The sequence below is a fragment of the Methylobacterium litchii genome (assembly GCF_038442315.1).
Classification (GTDB): Bacteria; Pseudomonadota; Alphaproteobacteria; order Rhizobiales; family Beijerinckiaceae; genus Methylobacterium; species Methylobacterium litchii.
The window spans coordinates 1-18,114 of record NZ_JBBXMY010000028.1; the positions used below are offsets into that span (position 1 = coordinate 1).

The following is an 18,114-nucleotide window of genomic DNA, read 5'->3' on the forward strand; positions in this document are numbered from 1 at the left end:
CCTGATCAGCCCGGCTGCGCTACCCCGACCCGCTACGCCGGTCTGATCAGGGGGCGTCGAGGCACACACGTCAGAGGGGTCAAAGTTCGACGCCGATCCAGGGTCAAAATTCAACGCTGTTTGACAGGCGTGTTGACTGGGAACTGCGTCCATATCGTTCCACCATGACACTGCAGGCGGAAGCGCACAGCTCTCCCGGTCATCGGCGCCTGGATCGGATTAGCCGACGATGAGCTCCATGATAGATCGAAGTTAAATCAGCGTTCCCTCATAAGACGGTGTTCGTCTGCAATCACTTGCTCAGAGACCCGTAGTACCGGCGGTGGTCGAACGCGCAAGCGCCACAAGCCGGCTGAATGGCTTGAGTTTGCGATGCATCGAGCTGCGGCCGCCATGCTGCCGCCTGCCGAGACTTCGAGCGTAGAAAGGTCAGTGGAAGATCAAAGTAAGATTTGCTTCCAGCATCCTCGCGAAGTTGATCTTCGAGTATGATTAGCTATGTTTAGTGACCGCCGCTTGCTGAGGAGCTTATGGGGCTTCGTCTCCATCCCGGAGACGCCAAAGCAGGCGGCGGTGCCAGAACGCTATCTGTATCAGGCAGCGTTCTTCCGAGCCTTCTGCATCGGCTTGGCGTCTTCTGCTTCCGCATTGCGTCCACGCTGCTGCCCGAGGCCGGCCGCCTTGGCGAGGTTCGAACGCTTCTCGCTGTAGGAAGGAGCAACCATCGGATAATCGGACGGCAACCCGAACTGCTCGCAGTAGCGTTGCGGATTGAAGCCGTGCGAGGTCAGGTGTCGCTTCAAGGTCTTGTAGGCCCTGCCGTCGATGAAGCTGATCAGCCCGTCAGGCTGGACGGATTTCCTGATCTGCGCGGGGGTGGCCTTTACTCCCCCAGCCTCTTCACCTTCTCCGTCTGCGCTAGGGCGATTGAGACCGATGATCGCGGCATAAACAGTCGCAATCAGCGTCGGCAGGTCGGCGGCAGAGACATGATTGTTGGATACATATGCTGCGACAATATCGCCGACCTGTTCGATGATGCCAGGGTTAATATCCGTTCTGTCTTCGGTCACTTCCGTTGTCCTTGGATAATCCAATGCCGGGGCACATGGGGCAATCCATCAGCATAAGCAACCCGCCATTCGCAGCGGTATGTTGAAGCTCTCAGCCTCTTGATCACATGTAAGGGAAACTGCTTGGTGTATCGCCGGGCGGCCCCATCATTGAGGCGCGCCCGGCTCTGCGCATCCCGACCGTGCCACGGCGGGTGCGGCTGAGATAAGCGGTTTGCCAACACGTTGTCACGTTGTCACGTGACGATGTTCCAATGGCATCGGTTTTGGCTCGTCGCTCGTCCGATTAGGTGTCATCGATGTCCACAATGCGAGTGGCCGTCACTGCTGCCCTGTTAGTGAGCGGCACCACTCCTGCCGCAGCTCGCGGTCAGCCGTGTGGCGCGAGTTGCCCGGATTGGCTCTATCCGCTGATCGCGGTCGCCGTATCTGTCTGTCTAGTTCTGGCGGGGGTGTACTATCTGACCCTGGCGCTTGGCCCTAGCTTTGGATCATGGGCTGATGCGAGGCGCGGCCGGGTTCGGAATGGGTTGGCGGGGATCGCCTTGATCCTGGCAGGATGCGGAGCCCTCGCCATCATCCCTCTGATTTAAGAAACGCCGAACGCAACCACGTTGTAACGTGGTAACGCGATCCCGTTGCCAGTTTCTGCGTGGTGGTCTAAGGTCCGATAAGAAGGCATTATCGGACGCCAGAAAGAGGGCGCGGGCCATGGCCCAACAGAATGGCGCGGAGGTCGGCTTTCCCGTTCCGACCGGCCTACAGGCGTTCGCGGATCGGGCGAGGGGCTACGCGGACCAATCGCGGGCGGCCAACACCCGCCGGGCCTACGCTTCGGACGTGCGGGCTTTCGCAACGTGGTGCGAGGAACGGGGCGAGCCCGCCATGCCTGCGAGCCCGGCCGCCGTGTTGGCCTACCTCATTGACCACGCGACCACGTTGAAAGTTGCCACGTTACAACGTCGTCTCGCCGCGATCCGCGAACAACACGCTGCTGCGGGCATCGCGCTCGACACCTCATCCGCCGCGTTCCGGGACACATGGCGCGGGATCAAGCGGGCGCACGGCCAGCCTGCCGACAAGAAGCGCCCATTAATGACGGTGGACCTTCGCCGGGCAGTGGCGGTTCTGCCGGATAGCCTCACCGGATTGCGGGATCGGGCTCTGATCCTCGTGGGCTTCGCTGCCGCCCTGCGCCGCTCCGAGCTTGCCAGCTTGGAAGTCGCTCGCCGCGAAGACGCCGCTTGGATCGAAGAACGGCCCGATGGGCTCGTGATCCACCTGGGGCGTAGCAAGACAGATCAGCAGGCCGAGGGCGTCGAAATCGGCGTGCCCTACGGTTCGAACATGGAGACGTGCCCGGTGCGCAGCTATCGCGCGTGGATCAAGGCGGCCCGCCTGGAAGAGGGACCGGCCTTCCGCCCTATCGACCGGCACGGCCGGATCGGCGCCGACGCGGTGACAGACCGTGCCGTCGCACGGATCGTGCAACGGTCGGTCGAGGCGGCGGCGCTGGCTGAGGGGCATCCGCCTGAGGAAGCGCGCCGGCTCGCAGCAGCCTATGCCGGTCACTCGCTCCGGTCGGGTCTGGCGACCTCGGCGGCGGCAAACGATGCGCCGGGTCACGCGATCCAGCGCCAGCTTCGGCACAAGCGGTTCGACACGACGAGCGGCTATATTCGCTCCGGTCAGCTTTTCCGGCAGAACCCGGCCGGGATGGCGGGGCTGTGATGCGCGTCCTCGCTCTCACCACCCAAAAAGGCGGAAGCGGGAAATCCACGCTCGCCGCTTCGCTCGCCGTCGCAGCCATGCAGGACGGGGAGACGGTCGCCGCTCTCGATACGGATCCGCAAGGCTCCCTGGCGGGCTGGGGCAAGCGCCGCGAGGCGAACGGCATCGCCGTCGAGCGCGTCGAGCCGGCCGCCATCAAGGGTGCGATTGATCGCCTTCGCCGCGACGGGCGCGCGAGCCTCGTGGTCATCGACACGCCCGGTTATTTCGGGGCCGGCGTCGCCCTCGCTCTGCGGGAAGCAAACCTCTGCCTTCTGCCGGTCAAACCCTCGATCCTCGATGTTGAGGCGGCGCGGCCGACTGTCGAACAGATCCGGGTGCTGGGCCGCCCGTTCGCGTTCGTGCTGAACCAGTGCAACGCCACGACCCAGGCTCGGACCCTCGACGCGGCAACCGCGCTCGTTAGCACGGGGGCGCTCGCCCCCTCGATGGTCGCGACCCGATCTGACTTCCTCGACGCCATGACGGCGGGGCAGGGGGTCACGGAAATCGCCCCAAAAGGCAAGGCAGCCGTAGAAGTCCGGTTGCTGTGGCAGTGGATCAAGGCGCAACTCGCCGGAGCGCAGGCATGACGAAGAAGCCCCGTCCCTCGATCAACGACCAGCTTGCCAAGATCGCCGCGCAGGCACCGACCAGCCCTGCCACGTTTAAACGTGACGACGTGACCACGTTACAACGTGATGACGTGGAACCGTCACTGGCTCGGAGCCAGCCGATGCCGCGTGACAACGTGGCAACGTCAGAGCCGGAAGGGCCGGAGGGCTATAAGCGCCGGGTCCGGTATGAGAAGCCGCACGCCTCGATCTACGCGCACCCGAAGGTCTTCAAGGCGCTCCGAGAGATTGCCGCCGCGCAGGACTGCAAGCCCCACGACCTCTACATCGAAGGGCTACGCCTCGTGCTGCGCCAGCACGGGCGGGACTTCGACGCGCTGAACCGAGGCGACGTATAACGTGACAACGTTGCCGGACCTGCCGCCAGAATGGCTTGAAATGGCGAGGAGCTTGGTCGTTGGATCGATGGCTCGGCCAACGATTGCGAGCGTTCCTCCCGGCCAGCAGATGTACGTCATCGGTGTGATCGGACGATCCATGCGCGCACGGGGCGCGATGCTGCCCGACGGTTGGGAACGAGCCCTCTCGGTCCTGTGTGGCTGGTGCGATCCCGCTGAAACTGCACAGCAGGCGACCGGTACGGAGACACCGGCAGACAGCGAACCACACGAGCCCGATGTCGATGCCTGATACACTCCCTACCGAGGTCGCTTCCAAAGCGGGAGACAACCTGCCGGCTGAGACCACGGCCATCGTCCGCGCCTATCAACGGGCCAGCAAGGCGGACTCTACCGTGCGGGCTTACACAGGCGACGCGCGGGTGTTTCAGGATTGGTGCGCCCGGTTCGGCTTTCGGCCGCTACCGGCCAGCACGGAGGCCGTCGCCGGTTTCCTTGTCCACGAGGCGGAAGCCGGGCGCTCGGCCTCCACCATCGGCAAACGGCTCGCGGCGATCAGGTATGCGCGCAAGCTCTCTGGCGCGGCCAACCCTACGGACGACGAAAGCGTGCGCGCTGCCATTAAGGGCATCCGGCGACGCGAAAGCGTAGCGCCGACACAGAAGGCTGCCGCGACGGCGGACCTGCTGGCCGCGACCACGGTGTGGCGATTACCGCCACCACCGAGGCGCCTGAAATCGCGGACGGCATCGAGCTTGTATAGCTTGCCGGCATCTCCGAGGAATGGGGGAGCCACGACAACAACGGCCTGCAAGCCCTGGAATGGTAGCCGCTTATTGCGTCCACATCAAGCTTTGGTGGGGCCTCGAAGTGGCGTTCAGTTAGATAATACAACGCTAACAGTCTGGAGGAATAAACTATTATGGCTAGACCACATTTGATCTGACACCAAAATCATTTTCTTCTGACATTTTCTGCAGATTTCTACCTATATTATCTCGCCGTATCCAAAATTTTGAGAATAACAAGACACGACTTAGTGGTAATTCAAGGCTATAATAAATGATAAATGCCGCGGCGATAGCGCAGATGATAGCGGTTGGCATGTAGAGCATAAGAGCCCAAGGCGAAGCTACAAGTCCGAGCTTTAGGAACACTTGTGTGACTGCAGCCAGCGTCACCTGTTGAGATAGGTAGAGGGAATAAGACGCATTACCAAGCGCCACGGCCACCTTCGGCACCGTGAGGCGATTAGCCTTCTCTAGGGATACTACACTCGCCACGATGGCCAGGGCTGGCAATCCACCGACCAGCACGCGTGCCGACTCAGCAAAAGGGTTGGTCAAGGCGACAACGCCTCCAAGCAGCCACCACCACGCTTGTGAAGCCGGAAGATAGCGACCCGCGTGGACTGCGGCGCCTAGTGCGAGGCCGAGGCTGAATTCGAGGAGGATGGACCAACCGTAGAGTTCGAACACCGCGCTGTGCTTCGGAGCGAACGAGGCGGCCAAAACGATCAGAGCTAGGAGAAACGACGTCGTGGCAACTCGCCGAGTTTCGGGGAGGAGCAACGTTCCGCCAAAAACGAGATAGAAAAGCATCTCGCAATTGAGCGTCCATCCGGGGATCAAAACCGGATAAGGCATCTGGAAAGTAGGGTGAAGCGATGGGATGAAGACCAATGAAAGGGCAACATGCCACCAGCTTAACGCGCTATTAGCGCTCAGGACGGGAGCCGCTAGAAGAATTGCCACGAGAAAGATGGTCAGAAGATAATAGAGCGGAGCAATCCTGAGTATACGCCTGAGGTAGAATTCACCCACTCCGACCTTCCTGCCGGATGTGCTTAGATACATCACCAGTCCGCTGATGATGAAGAAAATATCGACGCCACGTTGGGGCCAGATTGCCCACTGTCCTGTATAGCCAAGCCTGTGCAATTGCACATCGAAATGGAAAATCAGAACGAGCAATGCGGCGACTGCACGCAGCGCTTGAACCGAACGGATGGGCGTCTGCAACGAGGCCATTACGTAATAGCTGCGTAGGTCGATTAACAATGTACGAACTATATACCGGAATAAGGTACCTTGTCGCGGACAGAATTGTTAATCCCCACCGGCGTTGCAACATCGTGAATGCAGCATCGAAATAAAGATTATTCTATATCGATAAAGTTGTATTATGACCACATTTAAACTAAATATATGTCAGCTATAAATGAAATCACATACACGGTGACATATCTTGCAATATTTGCATACTATATGTACTATTTTTAGAGCTTAGGATGGCTATTTTTAAAGCTTTCTGTTAAGTATTTTGACAATAAGCTGTAGCCTTCCAAACTCAGATGAAGCTTATCAGAATTAAAATTATGGCATGGTGATTTCGAATAACATGTGAGTTCTTCATCATAACTCAGCACCGACGTATTTTCTCTCGTTTTAGTAATTTCATTGAGAGAGTTGTTTATTTGCTCGCGATCCTGAAGTCGGAAAGCCCAGCCTTCTCCACGAGGCAGAAGCGATAAAAGAACCAATTTCGGATGCCCCCACAGACTATCAATGCGTGAAATAATCTTAGTTATAGCAAAGGAGATTGCACATGCACTATCTCCAGATGCGAGGTTATTGGTACCAATTAATAGAATTACGATTTTTGGTTTCCAATGTTCGAATGCGCTATTTTCCAATCGCCATAGCACATTCTGTGTTTTGTCTCCTTCAACGCCCATCTTAAATGTAAGAGGATACTGCGGTGAAAAATCGAGTAGGTCTATGGGCCATCTTGAAACAAGAGAGTCGCCGATGACGATAGTTTGTGGAGATGAAAGTTTTTTTGCCGCTTCCGCGATAGAAACGGCTTGTTGATATGTTTCTTTTGATTGTTCCGGAACGGGATTTGACGTGATCGCGATTGCGCGTTGATCGCAAGCGAAGGATATTGTGGGGGCAATAGTGATCGCGGTACACACAGCACATTGTAAGAAATTCATGGCACCCCTCGCTCGCTTCTTGAGCTATTGCCGCTCAAATGCAGAAAGTTGATATTCGTATCTAGAGTTGGCAGACGGCGGTTTGAGTGGGCAAACTGAATTTAAGCTACATCAGCCCCTTCGTGATCAATCCGCAGCGGCATACGCCACCGCCCATTCTCCGGTCGTCATCAGTGGTCGGTCTATGCACAGCACGCCATGCCCAACGGTCGCTCGCCCCTGCGCCACCCACTGCCGCCAGTTCGCCAGGGCGTCGGCAGCTTCTAGGTCGCCGGCTGAATCCCCGATAGCGCGATCCGTGAGGATGCGCGTGGGGGCAGTGACGGAGCGGGCAGCCTCGACGTGAGCAAGGCGGCGTTCAAGATCGATGAGCTTCACGACAGGCTCCGGGGGCGAGGGTTGTACCGCGCGGACCATTCGGCGGCGGTCAGCCGCTCGGCGCGCAGAATAAGGGTCGATCCGGCGCCACGTACGCGGCCATTGGCGGCCCAGGCTCGCCAGTCCCGAATAGCCTCCGCCACGACGGCAGGCGGGTGGTTGGCGAGGTTGCAAATCGCGGTGATGCGGCCGACGCCTTGGCGACCTTCGAGGCGGGTGAGGCGCTGGGCGAGGGAGGCGAGGTTCATGCGAACAGTCCCTCCCCAGGCACGTACCGCTTGAGCCATGCCTGAAATCTGGCCTGATGAGCGGGGTAGGCGATGCGCGGTGAGGTCTCGCCCGCTTGGCAGCTAGGACAGCCGCAGGGGCGCATAAGCCCGTCGCCAGGAGCGGACCAATGGATCTCCGGCTTGGGGTTCTCGCGCACAGCCAGGAACCTCAGGTCGCCGACCCGATCTCGGCTCGTGCGGCGGATGATGCGAACCCGAACGTCCGTGTCATCGAGGTGGGATAGATCCTCGCCCCGTTCCGCAGCCGCCTCACGCTCGTTCCGCACGGCTTCGGCCTCGGTGGCCTCATATAGGATCTCAAGCTCGCGGTCGCTGAGATCGTCCTCGTGCTTGCGGCCGAAGATGACCCAGCGGGACAGCGGCACCGGCCCCGCGTCGGGCCAGACCAGGGCAACGGCCTCGTCCCGGTCAGTGACGGCGCTCGTTCGCTTAGCGCGTTCGAGTGCGTCTTTGGCTTCGGCGGTGGTGCGGCCCCAGGCCAGATAGACCGTTGGCTCTCCCGACCGGCGGCCTTCCAACTCGCGGAGACGGCGTTCCAAGCTGGCGAGGTTCATAGGCTCGGATCCTCCAAGCGGGTGAGGCGGGCGGACAGGTCTGCGGCGGTGATAGCTTCGATGTGCGCGGATACGGCCTTGCCGATGTCGGCGGCCTCGGACGGCGTGATCTCGCCTGACGCCACCGCGCGGAGCATGGCTTCCGTCGCTTTGGGGAGGTCGGCCGCGCTGTTGATGGCCGGCAGGTCGAAGGTGATGCTGCGGTCCCTGCGCGGGGATAGAAGGCGGTCCAGGCACAGCTTCATGGCCGGGCCGTCACCGTCGAGTGCCATCTCAATGGCCTTGCGGGACAGGGCCTCGGCTTCGCCTTCGAAAATTTGCTCTAAGGCCAAGGTCGAGCGGTTGCGGGAGCCTCGGGGGCGGCCGGCGGGGTTGCCGCTACGGCCGGGCTCAAACTGCGTGTCTTCCCTCGGCATCGGTCAGTGTCTCGCGGACAGGGCCTGTAAAAGACAGGCTGAAAACAGGTCAAAGATATAGCACTGGCTAAAAGGTTTCACGAGTGCGATCTTCTTCCTGTACGTCGGTCAGGATCCCCAGACTGTTCGCGACTTCCTGAGGGGCGACAGCGCATCTCACTCCCGTCATCACGAACTTCGGAACGCCCTGGGGATTTGCTGAGCGACAGGAGAGCCTCATGGCCAATGACCAAGCTGCCAGTACCCATCGGTCCGCGAAGGAACGTGAGGCCGGTGAACGGACTGGCGAAAAGCACCTGGATAAGCAGGGGCACCCCACCTCGGCCGAGCAACGCGAAGCGGCCGACCACACCAAGACGACAATCACCAAAAACCCAGAACCAAGCCCGCAGAAGATCAAGAAGGCGATGGGTAGGAACTAGGGTTCGCGAGTTGTGCAGCCATGCCCGGCACTTGGCATAGTCCAGATCGGGTGAAGCGAACAGCCGAACTTTGGCTCGTGAAGACCAGTTGACTTGGTCTTAGGAGGATGCCGATGCCCGACGATCCAAATCCACCGTCATCCGCTCGCACCGAGGACCTCGCCGTCACCGAGTATGATGCGGAGCGTCGTACCAAGATGGCCGGGGGAAGCAGATCGGACGCTACAACAGCCCTGCCGACAAACGACGAAGCACCAGAAGTCGGCCTATCGCAGAAGGGCGACGGCGAGGACGCGGTGGTGAAACGTGAGACCGAGGTCTGAGAAGCTCAACCATGGCTGATCAAACTTAGGTGAGCCCCTAGTTCGTGCCGGGAGAAAATTCGCTCGCCGCGTATTTCCCCAGGCCTCGCGTTCCAGCCTTGGGCTCGCACATGCACGACGAAGCCCCACCGGCTGATAAGATCGAACCTTCCGAGGCGCTGGCGTCGAGTAATCTGCTTGCCTTGGCCACCACCATCACGACGATGCAGCGCCTCTTGGGCCGCCGTGCAGCTGACGGCAGCCTCGTACCGGCCGAAGCCACGATGATCCAGCTCGCCGTCGAGGGCGCACGTGCAGAGGTGCGGGCGGTAGCAGCGATGCTGATAGCTTTGCCAGTCAATCCGACGAGCACCCAACGCAATGGCGTCGCAACGCTGCTCAAGGCGATAGCCAATATCGATGTCGTTCTCGACGTGCTGGCAGATGCCGTCGATAAGGCGGATCGCTGAGCGAGGGGAGTTCACGCCGCCTTCCCACGCATGTGGTCGAAGAATGGACCCAACTCCTCGTCGCTGTCGCCGCAAGTCTCGCCGGCAGCGATTGCGAAAAGCTCCATCGCGCCATCGTCGCGACGGATAATGCACCACCCGGTCAAGCCCTCGCGAGGTGGGACCGGCCATTGCTGCAACTCAGCAGGCGACTGCTTGCGGAGGCGATACTGCCTGTCAGGGTGGATCCTGAACCACACGGCATCGAGGTCGTTTAGGGGCATAGTAAAGGGCTCCGGTTAGGCTGCGGATCGGGCGAGGGCGCTGTAGGACGCCAGGATGCTCCAGCGGTCATACGAAGCAAGATAGCCAGCGTCGGCTTGGGGGCGGCGGGGTCTGCCTCGGCCCGGCGAGCGGGCGCGCGAGGTTGGGATCGGGCTTGCGGGGCATTGTCAGTCCTTTCCCAGAGGGGATCGGTTAGAAGCTGCTATGCAGATCACCACCGACCTTTCGATCCCGGGGTATGCCGATGAGGTGTGGGCGGTGCTGGCCGACTTGTCGTCGTACCCGCGATGGAACCCGTTCATCCGCAAGGTAGACGGCGAGCTGGCCGAAGGTGCTGCCTGGAAAGCCGAACTGACCGTAGACGGCAGAGTCTTCTTCAACGTCCCGACGATCATTACGGAACTGGAGTACGGCACGCGACTGACATGGCGCGGCGGCTTGCCGAGACTGATGACCGGCACGCATAGCTTCGGCGTGACGGAGGCGTTAGGCGTCGTGACGCTGGAACAGATTGAGACGTTCTCCGGCGCGCTTGTGCCGATAATCTTTCCTTTGCTGAAGCCGCTACTGACCCGGCGCTTTGTCGCGATGAACGAGGCGCTGATGTCGGAGGTCGTGAGACGCAGGGTTTCGGTGCAGGTGTGAATGCGGTGTCTATGGCTGCGTCGAGCGTGGCACTCGGCGGGGTCGAAGTTCCGGGCGACCAAGCCCCAAATCTCAGCGGCGGCGATCATCGACCGAACTCCCACCACGGCACGCCCTGCGGCTGGCCGGGCTTCTCTCGATGGGTGGCGTGGCCGAAGCTCACCTCCGTTGCGGTGATGGCGCGAACGGCCCCGGCACTCGGCAGGACGAGAGCACCGCAGGTATCGACCCGAACGATGCCAGCGGCCGGATGCACGCCGAACAGCCGAACGGCAGTCCAGCCCAACGCCTCGGCCTACCGAGGCGTCATGAATGGTGCTCAGGGCACCGTCGATGCGTTGCGGGCGCCCGATCCTAATGCGCCGAGCCTTGTTGGTATGGCGAAGGATGCCGCGCGGGCCGGACAGGGTGCTCTGACGCTCACCCGCGAGGCTCTGGACGGAACTCTTGATCCGACCAGCGACGATGCGGTGAAGCGGGCGACCGAATTCGCCATGCTTACGAGTCCGACGAGCGCCGGAGCGGTCGCCGCGCGAGGCGGTGTGACGGCGGCTCGTGCTATCGCCCCGCATGTCGCGGAAGCGGAGGCGCTGGGCGTGCCGCTGAGCGCGGGACAGAGGTTGGCCGACCCTGCCCTGCTGTCCCGCGAGGACGCCATGATGGGCGGCGCGATGGGTGATAGCGCGCAGAGGGTCGCACAGGACTTCCGTACCGGCCAGCGGCAGGCGATCACCGATGCCGCTGCCACCATCGAGGGGAACGCTGGACGCGGGCAGGTCGCCTTGGAGAGGAACCAGGATGCGGGCCAGGTCGTCATGGACCGCGTGCAGGATGTCGCTCAGACAGCCCGCAACGACTATCGGGGCCGCTACGATACCGCGTTCGCGCAGGAAGGCGCCCTCGACCCAGCCGTGTTCACGGGCCGTGGTTCGGCAGCGGCGATTGCCCCAGCCGATGCCTATGCCTCGCCGATCTCACGGCGGATCACGGACGCCTTGGTCAGTGCCCCCGAACCTCACATCATCGATCCGGTTCTGACCCCGGCAGCGCATCGAGCCCTCGGCACGCTCGATAACATCGACAATCTGCGGCTCGGCAGCATCGGCCAGCCTGGTGCGGGCGATACGGTGGCTGGGATCAACCTACGTGGCGTGGATCAGGCCCGCCGGCAGCTCGCGGCGCACGCTCGCGCGGCAGCGGGCAATCCCGCCGATCAAAGGGCTATGCGCGGCGTCATCGACCAGTTCGATAATCAGATCCAGACGGCGATGGAGAACGGCATGTTCTCCGGTTCAGATGAGGCCCTGACCGCGCTTCGCGACGCCCGGCAGGCCTATGCCTCATACCGCCGAACGTTCACACAGCAGGGCGGCCGGGATGATGTCGGCCGGGTCATGGACGAGATTATCAGCCGCGACGCCACGCCGGAGCAGATCGCCAACCGGTTGTATGGCGGTGCGAAGGTCGGCCAGAACGCGACATCGGTTCGCGTCGCGGATCGCCTGAGGGACGTGCTCGGTCCTGAAAGCCCCGAATGGGCCGCGATCCGGCAGGGCGCTTGGCAGCGCGTGCTGGGGCCGATGGAACAGGGACCGCAGCGTGCAGCCGCGCGGATCGGGGAGTTCCTGAACGGCGACGGCCGATCCCTCGCTCAGCGCCTCTTCACGGACGACGAGCGCGGGAACATGCAGTCCCTTGCCAACGTGATCCGCGCCACGGCCTCACGCGCCGGCACGGCGAACGCCTCGCAGTCCGGCAACCGACTGGCATCGCTGATGCGCAAATCACTGACCGCCATCGGCGCATCGCTTGGCGCGGCCTCCACTCATTCGCTGGTTGGCTCTGGCATCGGCGCCCTTGTTGGCCGGAGCGCTGAGGGGCTAGGGGGCGCCTACAATGCGGCGCAGGCTCGGCAGCTTTTCGCCGGTCAGGTTCCCGTCACGATTGGGGGGCGCCTTCAACAGGTCAGCCGTCCCGTCGTCACGGCCGGGCAACGGCGCATGGCGCCCATCGTGCGGCAGTACATTCCCGTTGAGGATCAATCCGCTCAGTAATCCCGTGTTGCGCTGGGGGAAATGCCTGAGAGGGCCAGCAACCCGCCAACGCCGAGCAGGAAAGCCCCAACGATGAGGACACGAGGCACGCCCTGCATCATGAGGAAAGCGCCCGATAGGACGATGGGCGTGCCGATGAGAATGCAGAGCAGCCTGCGCCACCAAGGCATGAGCCCGCCTTCTTTTGTCGTTCAGGTGATCAGCATGAGGGATGACTGACCTGGCGTCGATAGCCCCTAGGATCGCCAGAATTGGCTCAGGACGGCGGTAAGCGCGAAAGGGCCAGAGAGTATACCCGCGAGCGCCGATGCCGTTTACGGGCAGAGCCAGCCATCCCATAATACTCGCTCTGAAATACCTTGAAGTTTTTCGTTGGCTGATCGGGGGGCGTGATGAGGATGTTCTCGAACCCCTTTTCCTCCCAGTTCATTGCCAGCACAATCGCGCTGGCAGCGGTTTTGCGGGTGTCAGTCCGGACCCCAACTGGGGTGGTTGCGGTGATAGTGAAGAGCATGACTGCACTCTAAGCACGTAAGCGGGAGCACGCGTCTCTCAGTTGCCAGCGGCTAGTGGGTCGGTTGCTGACGATATGGACTCAACGTTGGGATCTGCGGCCCGTTGCCTATGCAGATTGACCGCTTCCCCTGCCTCAGTCTCCTAGGGCCATGCTTTAAAAGGCAATTAGGTTTGTTCCGATGGCCAAATCTCGGTACCCGCAACTTCAGACCCGTTGTGAGGTTGCCTAACAAAGGTGTGAGCGTCACACGCGCTGTCAGCTCAACCGTACGGAGGCGCTACCATGAACGACGGCATCCCTCTCCTCATCCTGGCCTTTGCCACCCTCGGTGGGGTTTGGTTCATGGCCGCAGCGGCTCGGAAACAGGTCGCCGACGCCAAAGGCAGGCCTGAGCGCTCGGCCGTGATCCAGCATCACGGGGGCGAGCCACGGCCGAACATGGAAGGGACGGAACACTAAGCTCAGCCGAGGACATACACGTGAGCTATCGAACGTTTGTTACCGTCGCAGTTTGTGTCGGCATGCATGCTAGCTTCTGCCACGCACAGACTTCGGAGGAGCACTCGGTAGCCCTGCTCCGCGCATCTAGCACTCAGTCCGCCATCGTCACTTTCTGCGCTAAGTACTATAGCATCGACGGTACGACCGCTCTCAGGATCTCTCAAACCGCTCGTGATGTCGCCGCCAAGGTGCTTGGCGATGAAGCATCCGATGCTGCGTTCAAGGAAGAACTGGCGCGTCGCTTTGCTGAAGTTAAGGAAGTGGGTGAGCAGCAATGGTGTGCCGATCAACGCAATGCACTTGCGGATGCTGGGACCCATATTTTCAAAGATTGAGGGTTGAGTTCGACATACTTATGGAACGGTGGCGATCTTATTAGCGAGCAGTAAACTCGACAGCCGGTCCGCTCCGACACAAGGAATTGCTAACCTCGGCTTGCCACGCTGGTAGCATGTCGAAACGCAGCACTCGCACCATTCGGGCCCTTCTCTGGATTTGTGCCTTGGGACTTGGTTGCCTCACCGGCACGTGGCTGATCCAGGCAAACGAGTCTCAGACAGCAAAAGCCGCACGCTTTCTTCCGGGCGAGCCTACCACCACCGGCTCAATTCGGAGCCTGCGCTGGTGCGGGGCTGCTGCTTGGTGTCGATGAGCTTGGCGCTTACTGCGCACAGTCCACCGTGCTGTTCTCCCCGAACAGCGCCATGCCCGGCTACGCCGCTACAATCTGGCTGGATGCGAAGATGCTCGTGCGACGCGTTGTACGGCCTTCGAAATTCGGAGGGCTCAACATGGCTCTAACATAGCGAATCTAGCGTGTACACGTTCGCAGAACCTTTAACCATCATGTGACAAGGTACCAAAAATTATATTGGAAACGTACGATGATTGGCCTCTCGTTCCGCTCAGCTGCTAAGCCGATATCACGGCCGGATACCACCAATGTGGAGCGACTTCAGCGCGACGAAGAACAGCGATTGCTCACTGCCGTAGAACGGTTGATCACGAGCAGCGACGTGACCGTCGATGAGTTGCCCGAGGGTCCCTTGCGTGAAGGGATCGAGCGACTGATCAGACAGAGGCGCGGCGAGCGGCACTCTGACCTAAGCATCCTCGCTACCGTGGCCAAGGAAGCCTCTGAGGCGGCGATCAACGTCGGCTGGACCACTCACGACGTTGGCCAAGTTGCAGAGTCCGCCCAGACCATCGCCAGTGCCACCGAGGAGATGGTCGCCTCCATCGCTCAGGTTTCCGATACCTCTGCGGCCGCGGGTGGATCCTCGGAGATCGCACGGACGTCTATGTTCGCCTGTCTCCGTGAGTTGCAGCAGGTCCGACAGGCGATGCAGGCCATCGACGCGCGCACGACGCAGATCGATGAGCGAATGAGTGTCCTGCAAGGGGCTGTCGCGCAGATTGGGACGATGGCAGGGACCATCGCCAGCATCTCCGGCCAGACCAACCTGCTGGCCTTGAACGCCACCATCGAAGCCGCCCGCGCCGGACAGGCTGGCAAGGGCTTCGCGGTCGTCGCCTCAGAGGTCAAAGCACTCTCTGCCCAGACCGCAAAATCGACGGACGAGATCCGTACCTGGCTCGGGACATTGCAGGCCGAGATGGGGCAGATCACGAACGCCGTAGGCGAGAGCCGCACCGCGGTGATCGCTGGTTCGGCGACGGTCGAAAAGCTCGGTGCCTGTGTCGAGGAGGCCGACGCCAGTATCCGGCAGACGAGTGACCTGAACCGTGCGTTGGCTGACATGCTGGCCCAGCAGCGGCAAGCCACGCAGGAGATCGCACAGAACGTGCAGGGGATCGCCGAGAAGGCGACAAAGACACGGGGTGAGATCGCGAGCATCACCGAGCGGCTGGTCAAGGCCGAGGGCACGGCTCGGATGGCTCTCGATGCCGTCGAGGACGCCACGCCAATCTACCCACTGGTGCGACTGCCCATTGACGTCGCGGCTTGGAAGCGCCGGCTAGCGAGCATCCTGTTAGGCCAGATTACTCCGGACACACGGCACGCATACATGCGGGATAAGGCCTTACCCTCACTGGCAGCACAGCTACAGGGAACGGCATGCTCTAAGCATCCTGCCTTGACCCGTTTCGCCCAGGCGGAACAGGAGGCTCAGGTAGAAGCTGCGCGGATGGTGTCAGCTTTATCGAAGCAAGACTGGGATACTGGCACGCCGGCCTTCAGCGCCGCATCTGAGGCGATGACGATCATGCTGGCTGCAGCAGACGAAATGGTTACCCGCCCATCCTGATACGAGTATGAGGGCGTCGTCCGATCCGATGATCTCAGCGCAAGGTTATGTCTAACCTACCATTCACGGTTCAGCGGTCGGCCCGTGGATCGTTCGGGCCCTCTCACACGCTGTAGGGGCGGACCAGACCACGATGGAGGCGCCTATGCGCAGCCTACTCACCGGTGTCGCCCTGCTCGTGCTTGCCACGGCTGGCGTTGCCGCTCAGCCGTACGACGACAGGCGGCCGCCCCCGCCCGATGAGGATTACGACCGGCCGCCCCCGCCGCCTCATCGCTTCCGGCCCCCGCCGCCGGACTTCGATGACGACAGGCCCCCACCCCATCATCACCGGAGGCCCCCGCCGCCGGATGACGATGACGATGATGGGCCGCCCCCGCCACCGCCGGGGCGGCTCTGAGGCCAAACGGCGGCACAGGCTGTTCGCTTTTTGTGCCGCTGTGGTCGCTGGGTGGCAGCTGCAGCCCAGCGGCTGGGGTATGGTTAGTCGTCCTCAAGGCGCCTCCCATGCCGATCCCCCTCCCCACGCCGCACCGGCTCGCCCTTCTTGGGCTTCTCCTTGCTAGCCTTGTGCTGCTGGCGGATGGCGCGGCTCGGGTCGAACTCGCCCGTGCGGTGAATGCCTCGCTGGGCGATGGCGCCCGCGTCATTGCTCACATCGCCGTAGCAGACGACTGAGCGGCATCCGTGCGCGCTCTCGCAATCATCGTTAGCCTTGCAGCCGTTGAGCCACTTGCGGCTCTCGCGGCTGCACCGGGTGATCTACAGGCGCTTGAGCAGGCGTGGCATAGCTGCGTCCGTGATGCTTCCACTCACCAGCCGGCGGGGCAGAGCCGCGCCGGAAACGAGCGCAACGCCTTGGATGAGTGCAGGGAACGTGAGGATGCCTACGTGGCGGCCTCTATGGCGGCTCGCTCGGCTGATGCCGTGCCACAAAACAGTCGGTCACGGACATGGGTGTCCTACGTGGGCTTCGTGCTCGATCCAGTCAAAGCCTGGATCGAAGCGCTGCGGCGCTGACCTGCGCAGTAGGAACGGGCGCGTTCGGCCATGTGTTGGCTCCTGCACAGATAGGAGACACGCCATGCCCCGGATTGTGATTGCAGCCTCAGCGCTGGCTCTCAGCGCTCTGGTCGGGACTGCTCCTGCACAGGCTAAGGGCTGCCTGAAGGGTGCAGTTGTAGGTGGCGTTGCCGGACATATGGCCGGGCACGGCAAAGCCGGGGCTGCGGCCGGATGCGCCGTGGGACATCACAAGGCCAACAAGGCAAGCAAGAGCGGTGGGCAAGGGCAACAGTAAAGAACTGCGGGGGCCTTCGCCTACGACACGGCCGACAACATCGGCGCCAACCTCACGGCCTTCTGCCAGCGATGCCACATGAACCACGACCGGCCGGAGCATCAGCGGCGTCGATGGCGGACGCTGTTCCGGCGGAAAGCCTCGGGCGACCTGTTCGGCAGGCCCTACAGATAGCCGAGGTCAGGGACACAAGCTCGCGAAGCCTCGACAAGGAACGGGTTCACAGACGCGCGATTGCCTTATTACCGCATGGCGGGCTCCTCCATCCGACCAGCGGACAACAGGGAGACACGCCGATGAAGGCACTACTCACCATCGCAGCCGTCCTCGCCCTCAGCAGCCCTGTGATGGCAGCAGAAGGCAGTTCGGGCGGTTCTAGCCGTTCGGGGACCGCAAACAGCACTGGCCCGAATGATGCTGGCGCGGGGTCTTCACCCGGTGCAACCGGTAGCGGCCCTACGACTGGTGGGATGAGCCGTTCGGGCACCATGAACAGCACCGGGGCGAATGACGCAGGATCAGGATCGAAGCCTGCTGGGACCAGTGGGACTCCCGGAAACCGCTAGTTGCTTCCTGTGTGAAACTGGCCTGCAGGAATTGAAGTCATTGCTGCCGTAACGGCGCGTTAGCCTCTCTCGATCAGCTTCCTTCTCAGCGACCGGGCCAAGGCCCGAACGTCCGCGAAGTAGCGCACCGGCTCCAACGACAGGGCTTTCTGGTACGCTGCGTCGTCAGCATAGTCGCAACTGAGGCCTGCCCCCGTTGACCCCAGGGGGTAGGCCTCAGGCTTCAACCAGCGACTTGAGAGCGTGGTCCTCCTTCGAGGATTGCAGGACCACGACCCTCGCTATCTGACGCTACCAGACCTGTTAGGCATCATAGAGCCGTCCTTGGGCCGTGGGCCGACGCTTGCGATG

22 protein-coding genes and 1 pseudogene are annotated in these 18,114 nt (G+C 61.6%); 14 read left to right on the forward strand and 9 right to left on the reverse strand.

Annotation, left to right across the window (positions count from 1 at the left end):
• Positions 1-593 precede the first annotated feature (593 nt).
• Entirely contained in the window at positions 594-1,073 is a 480-nt protein-coding gene (locus tag AAHF99_RS25835; RefSeq protein ID WP_342167213.1) for a Ros/MucR family transcriptional regulator, read from the reverse strand.
• A gap of 711 nt (positions 1,074-1,784) precedes the next feature.
• Here AAHF99_RS25835 and AAHF99_RS25840 point away from each other — a divergent pair.
• The 4 genes from AAHF99_RS25840 to AAHF99_RS25855 all read left to right on the forward strand — a co-directional run bounded on the left by AAHF99_RS25840 (position 1,785) and on the right by AAHF99_RS25855 (position 4,757).
• Positions 1,785-2,804, forward strand: coding sequence for a tyrosine-type recombinase/integrase (locus tag AAHF99_RS25840; RefSeq protein ID WP_342167247.1), 1,020 nt, complete (start codon positions 1,785-1,787; stop codon positions 2,802-2,804).
• Complete coding sequence (locus AAHF99_RS25845) at positions 2,804-3,436, forward strand: ParA family protein (RefSeq protein ID WP_342167214.1); 633 nt, start codon at positions 2,804-2,806, stop codon at positions 3,434-3,436. The genes AAHF99_RS25840 and AAHF99_RS25845 overlap by 1 nt, the downstream gene beginning before the upstream one ends.
• Positions 3,433-3,816, forward strand: a complete 384-nt coding sequence (locus AAHF99_RS25850; protein WP_342167215.1) for a hypothetical protein — start codon at positions 3,433-3,435, stop codon at positions 3,814-3,816. The genes AAHF99_RS25845 and AAHF99_RS25850 overlap by 4 nt, the downstream gene beginning before the upstream one ends.
• Before the next feature lie 284 nt (positions 3,817-4,100).
• On the forward strand, positions 4,101-4,757 hold the full coding sequence (locus AAHF99_RS25855; RefSeq protein ID WP_342167216.1) for a site-specific integrase: 657 nt from the start codon (positions 4,101-4,103) through the stop codon (positions 4,755-4,757).
• On the opposite strand, the gene AAHF99_RS25860 is transcribed toward AAHF99_RS25855, so the two are convergent.
• The 6 genes and pseudogenes from AAHF99_RS25860 to AAHF99_RS27240 form a co-directional block, all read right to left on the reverse strand.
• A complete protein-coding gene (locus AAHF99_RS25860; RefSeq protein ID WP_342167217.1) occupies positions 4,743-5,837 on the reverse strand; it encodes an acyltransferase family protein in 1,095 nt (364 codons plus the stop codon). The two genes, AAHF99_RS25855 and AAHF99_RS25860, sit on opposite strands and share 15 nt — an antisense overlap.
• A 257-nt stretch (positions 5,838-6,094) precedes the next feature.
• Positions 6,095-6,814 (reverse strand): GDSL-type esterase/lipase family protein, encoded by a 720-nt coding sequence (locus tag AAHF99_RS25865; protein WP_342167218.1) that lies wholly within the window; start codon positions 6,812-6,814, stop codon positions 6,095-6,097.
• A 126-nt stretch (positions 6,815-6,940) separates the two neighbouring features.
• Positions 6,941-7,192, reverse strand: a complete 252-nt coding sequence (locus AAHF99_RS25870) for a hypothetical protein (RefSeq protein ID WP_342167219.1) — start codon at positions 7,190-7,192, stop codon at positions 6,941-6,943.
• On the reverse strand, positions 7,189-7,440 hold the full coding sequence (locus AAHF99_RS25875; RefSeq protein WP_342167220.1) for a hypothetical protein: 252 nt from the start codon (positions 7,438-7,440) through the stop codon (positions 7,189-7,191). Before AAHF99_RS25875 ends, AAHF99_RS25870 begins: the two co-directional genes overlap by 4 nt.
• Positions 7,437-8,036, reverse strand: a complete 600-nt coding sequence (locus AAHF99_RS25880) for a hypothetical protein (RefSeq protein WP_342167221.1) — start codon at positions 8,034-8,036, stop codon at positions 7,437-7,439. The genes AAHF99_RS25875 and AAHF99_RS25880 overlap by 4 nt, the downstream gene beginning before the upstream one ends.
• Positions 8,037-8,266: 230 nt before the next feature.
• Positions 8,267-8,452 (reverse strand): annotated as a pseudogene (locus tag AAHF99_RS27240) (DUF5681 domain-containing protein); the annotation flags it as partial.
• A 218-nt stretch (positions 8,453-8,670) separates the two neighbouring features.
• Here AAHF99_RS27240 and AAHF99_RS25890 point away from each other — a divergent pair.
• The 4 genes from AAHF99_RS25890 (at position 8,671) to AAHF99_RS25905 (ending at position 10,555) form a co-directional block, all read left to right on the forward strand.
• Positions 8,671-8,874, forward strand: a complete 204-nt coding sequence (locus AAHF99_RS25890; RefSeq protein ID WP_342167223.1) for a hypothetical protein — start codon at positions 8,671-8,673, stop codon at positions 8,872-8,874.
• A gap of 113 nt (positions 8,875-8,987) precedes the next feature.
• On the forward strand, positions 8,988-9,197 hold the full coding sequence (locus AAHF99_RS25895) for a hypothetical protein (RefSeq protein ID WP_342167224.1): 210 nt from the start codon (positions 8,988-8,990) through the stop codon (positions 9,195-9,197).
• Positions 9,198-9,307: 110 nt separating this feature from the next.
• Positions 9,308-9,646, forward strand: a complete 339-nt coding sequence (locus tag AAHF99_RS25900; RefSeq protein ID WP_342167225.1) for a hypothetical protein — start codon at positions 9,308-9,310, stop codon at positions 9,644-9,646.
• Between the two features lie 468 nt (positions 9,647-10,114).
• A complete protein-coding gene (locus AAHF99_RS25905) occupies positions 10,115-10,555 on the forward strand; it encodes an SRPBCC domain-containing protein (RefSeq protein ID WP_342167226.1) in 441 nt (146 codons plus the stop codon).
• 85 nt (positions 10,556-10,640) lie between these two features.
• Here the strand turns inward: AAHF99_RS25905 and AAHF99_RS25910 are convergent, their stop codons facing one another.
• On the reverse strand, positions 10,641-10,841 hold the full coding sequence (locus tag AAHF99_RS25910) for a hypothetical protein (protein WP_342167227.1): 201 nt from the start codon (positions 10,839-10,841) through the stop codon (positions 10,641-10,643).
• Positions 10,842-10,932: 91 nt separating this feature from the next.
• On the opposite strand from AAHF99_RS25910, the gene AAHF99_RS25915 reads away from it, so the two are divergent.
• Entirely contained in the window at positions 10,933-12,609 is a 1,677-nt protein-coding gene (locus tag AAHF99_RS25915; protein WP_342167228.1) for a hypothetical protein, read from the forward strand.
• Positions 12,610-12,865: 256 nt separating this feature from the next.
• On the opposite strand, the gene AAHF99_RS25920 is transcribed toward AAHF99_RS25915, so the two are convergent.
• Positions 12,866-13,123 (reverse strand): hypothetical protein, encoded by a 258-nt coding sequence (locus AAHF99_RS25920; protein ID WP_342167229.1) that lies wholly within the window; start codon positions 13,121-13,123, stop codon positions 12,866-12,868.
• 285 nt (positions 13,124-13,408) lie between these two features.
• Here AAHF99_RS25920 and AAHF99_RS25925 point away from each other — a divergent pair, with 285 nt between their 5' ends.
• The 5 genes from AAHF99_RS25925 (at position 13,409) to AAHF99_RS25945 (ending at position 17,197) form a co-directional block, all read left to right on the forward strand.
• Complete coding sequence (locus AAHF99_RS25925; RefSeq protein WP_342167230.1) at positions 13,409-13,585, forward strand: hypothetical protein; 177 nt, start codon at positions 13,409-13,411, stop codon at positions 13,583-13,585.
• A 20-nt stretch (positions 13,586-13,605) separates the two neighbouring features.
• Entirely contained in the window at positions 13,606-13,962 is a 357-nt protein-coding gene (locus AAHF99_RS25930; RefSeq protein ID WP_342167231.1) for a hypothetical protein, read from the forward strand.
• Between the two features lie 549 nt (positions 13,963-14,511).
• Complete coding sequence (locus AAHF99_RS25935; protein WP_342167232.1) at positions 14,512-15,897, forward strand: methyl-accepting chemotaxis protein; 1,386 nt, start codon at positions 14,512-14,514, stop codon at positions 15,895-15,897.
• A gap of 507 nt (positions 15,898-16,404) precedes the next feature.
• Positions 16,405-16,575 (forward strand): hypothetical protein, encoded by a 171-nt coding sequence (locus tag AAHF99_RS25940; protein WP_342166898.1) that lies wholly within the window; start codon positions 16,405-16,407, stop codon positions 16,573-16,575.
• 406 nt (positions 16,576-16,981) lie between these two features.
• Positions 16,982-17,197, forward strand: coding sequence for a hypothetical protein (locus tag AAHF99_RS25945; RefSeq protein ID WP_342166899.1), 216 nt, complete (start codon positions 16,982-16,984; stop codon positions 17,195-17,197).
• Positions 17,198-18,114 lie beyond the last annotated feature (917 nt).

Bases quoted from the DNA above. Each gene is read 5' to 3' on its own strand.
- AAHF99_RS25840 (WP_342167247.1), top strand. From the start codon at position 1,785: ATGGCCCAACAGAATGGCGCGGAGGTCGGCTTTCCCGTTCCGACCGGC.
- AAHF99_RS25845 (WP_342167214.1), top strand. From the start codon at position 2,804: ATGCGCGTCCTCGCTCTCACCACCCAAAAAGGCGGAAGCGGGAAATCC.
- AAHF99_RS25850 (WP_342167215.1), top strand. From the start codon at position 3,433: ATGACGAAGAAGCCCCGTCCCTCGATCAACGACCAGCTTGCCAAGATC.
- AAHF99_RS25855 (WP_342167216.1), top strand. From the start codon at position 4,101: ATGCCTGATACACTCCCTACCGAGGTCGCTTCCAAAGCGGGAGACAAC.
- AAHF99_RS25865 (WP_342167218.1), bottom strand. From the start codon at position 6,814: ATGAATTTCTTACAATGTGCTGTGTGTACCGCGATCACTATTGCCCCC.
- AAHF99_RS25875 (WP_342167220.1), bottom strand. From the start codon at position 7,440: ATGAACCTCGCCTCCCTCGCCCAGCGCCTCACCCGCCTCGAAGGTCGC.
- AAHF99_RS25880 (WP_342167221.1), bottom strand. From the start codon at position 8,036: ATGAACCTCGCCAGCTTGGAACGCCGTCTCCGCGAGTTGGAAGGCCGC.
- AAHF99_RS25890 (WP_342167223.1), top strand. From the start codon at position 8,671: ATGGCCAATGACCAAGCTGCCAGTACCCATCGGTCCGCGAAGGAACGT.
- AAHF99_RS25895 (WP_342167224.1), top strand. From the start codon at position 8,988: ATGCCCGACGATCCAAATCCACCGTCATCCGCTCGCACCGAGGACCTC.
- AAHF99_RS25900 (WP_342167225.1), top strand. From the start codon at position 9,308: ATGCACGACGAAGCCCCACCGGCTGATAAGATCGAACCTTCCGAGGCG.
- AAHF99_RS25905 (WP_342167226.1), top strand. From the start codon at position 10,115: ATGCAGATCACCACCGACCTTTCGATCCCGGGGTATGCCGATGAGGTG.
- AAHF99_RS25915 (WP_342167228.1), top strand. From the start codon at position 10,933: ATGGCGAAGGATGCCGCGCGGGCCGGACAGGGTGCTCTGACGCTCACC.
- AAHF99_RS25920 (WP_342167229.1), bottom strand. From the start codon at position 13,123: ATGCTCTTCACTATCACCGCAACCACCCCAGTTGGGGTCCGGACTGAC.
- AAHF99_RS25925 (WP_342167230.1), top strand. From the start codon at position 13,409: ATGAACGACGGCATCCCTCTCCTCATCCTGGCCTTTGCCACCCTCGGT.
- AAHF99_RS25935 (WP_342167232.1), top strand. From the start codon at position 14,512: ATGATTGGCCTCTCGTTCCGCTCAGCTGCTAAGCCGATATCACGGCCG.
- AAHF99_RS25940 (WP_342166898.1), top strand. From the start codon at position 16,405: ATGCCGATCCCCCTCCCCACGCCGCACCGGCTCGCCCTTCTTGGGCTT.
- AAHF99_RS25945 (WP_342166899.1), top strand. From the start codon at position 16,982: ATGCCCCGGATTGTGATTGCAGCCTCAGCGCTGGCTCTCAGCGCTCTG.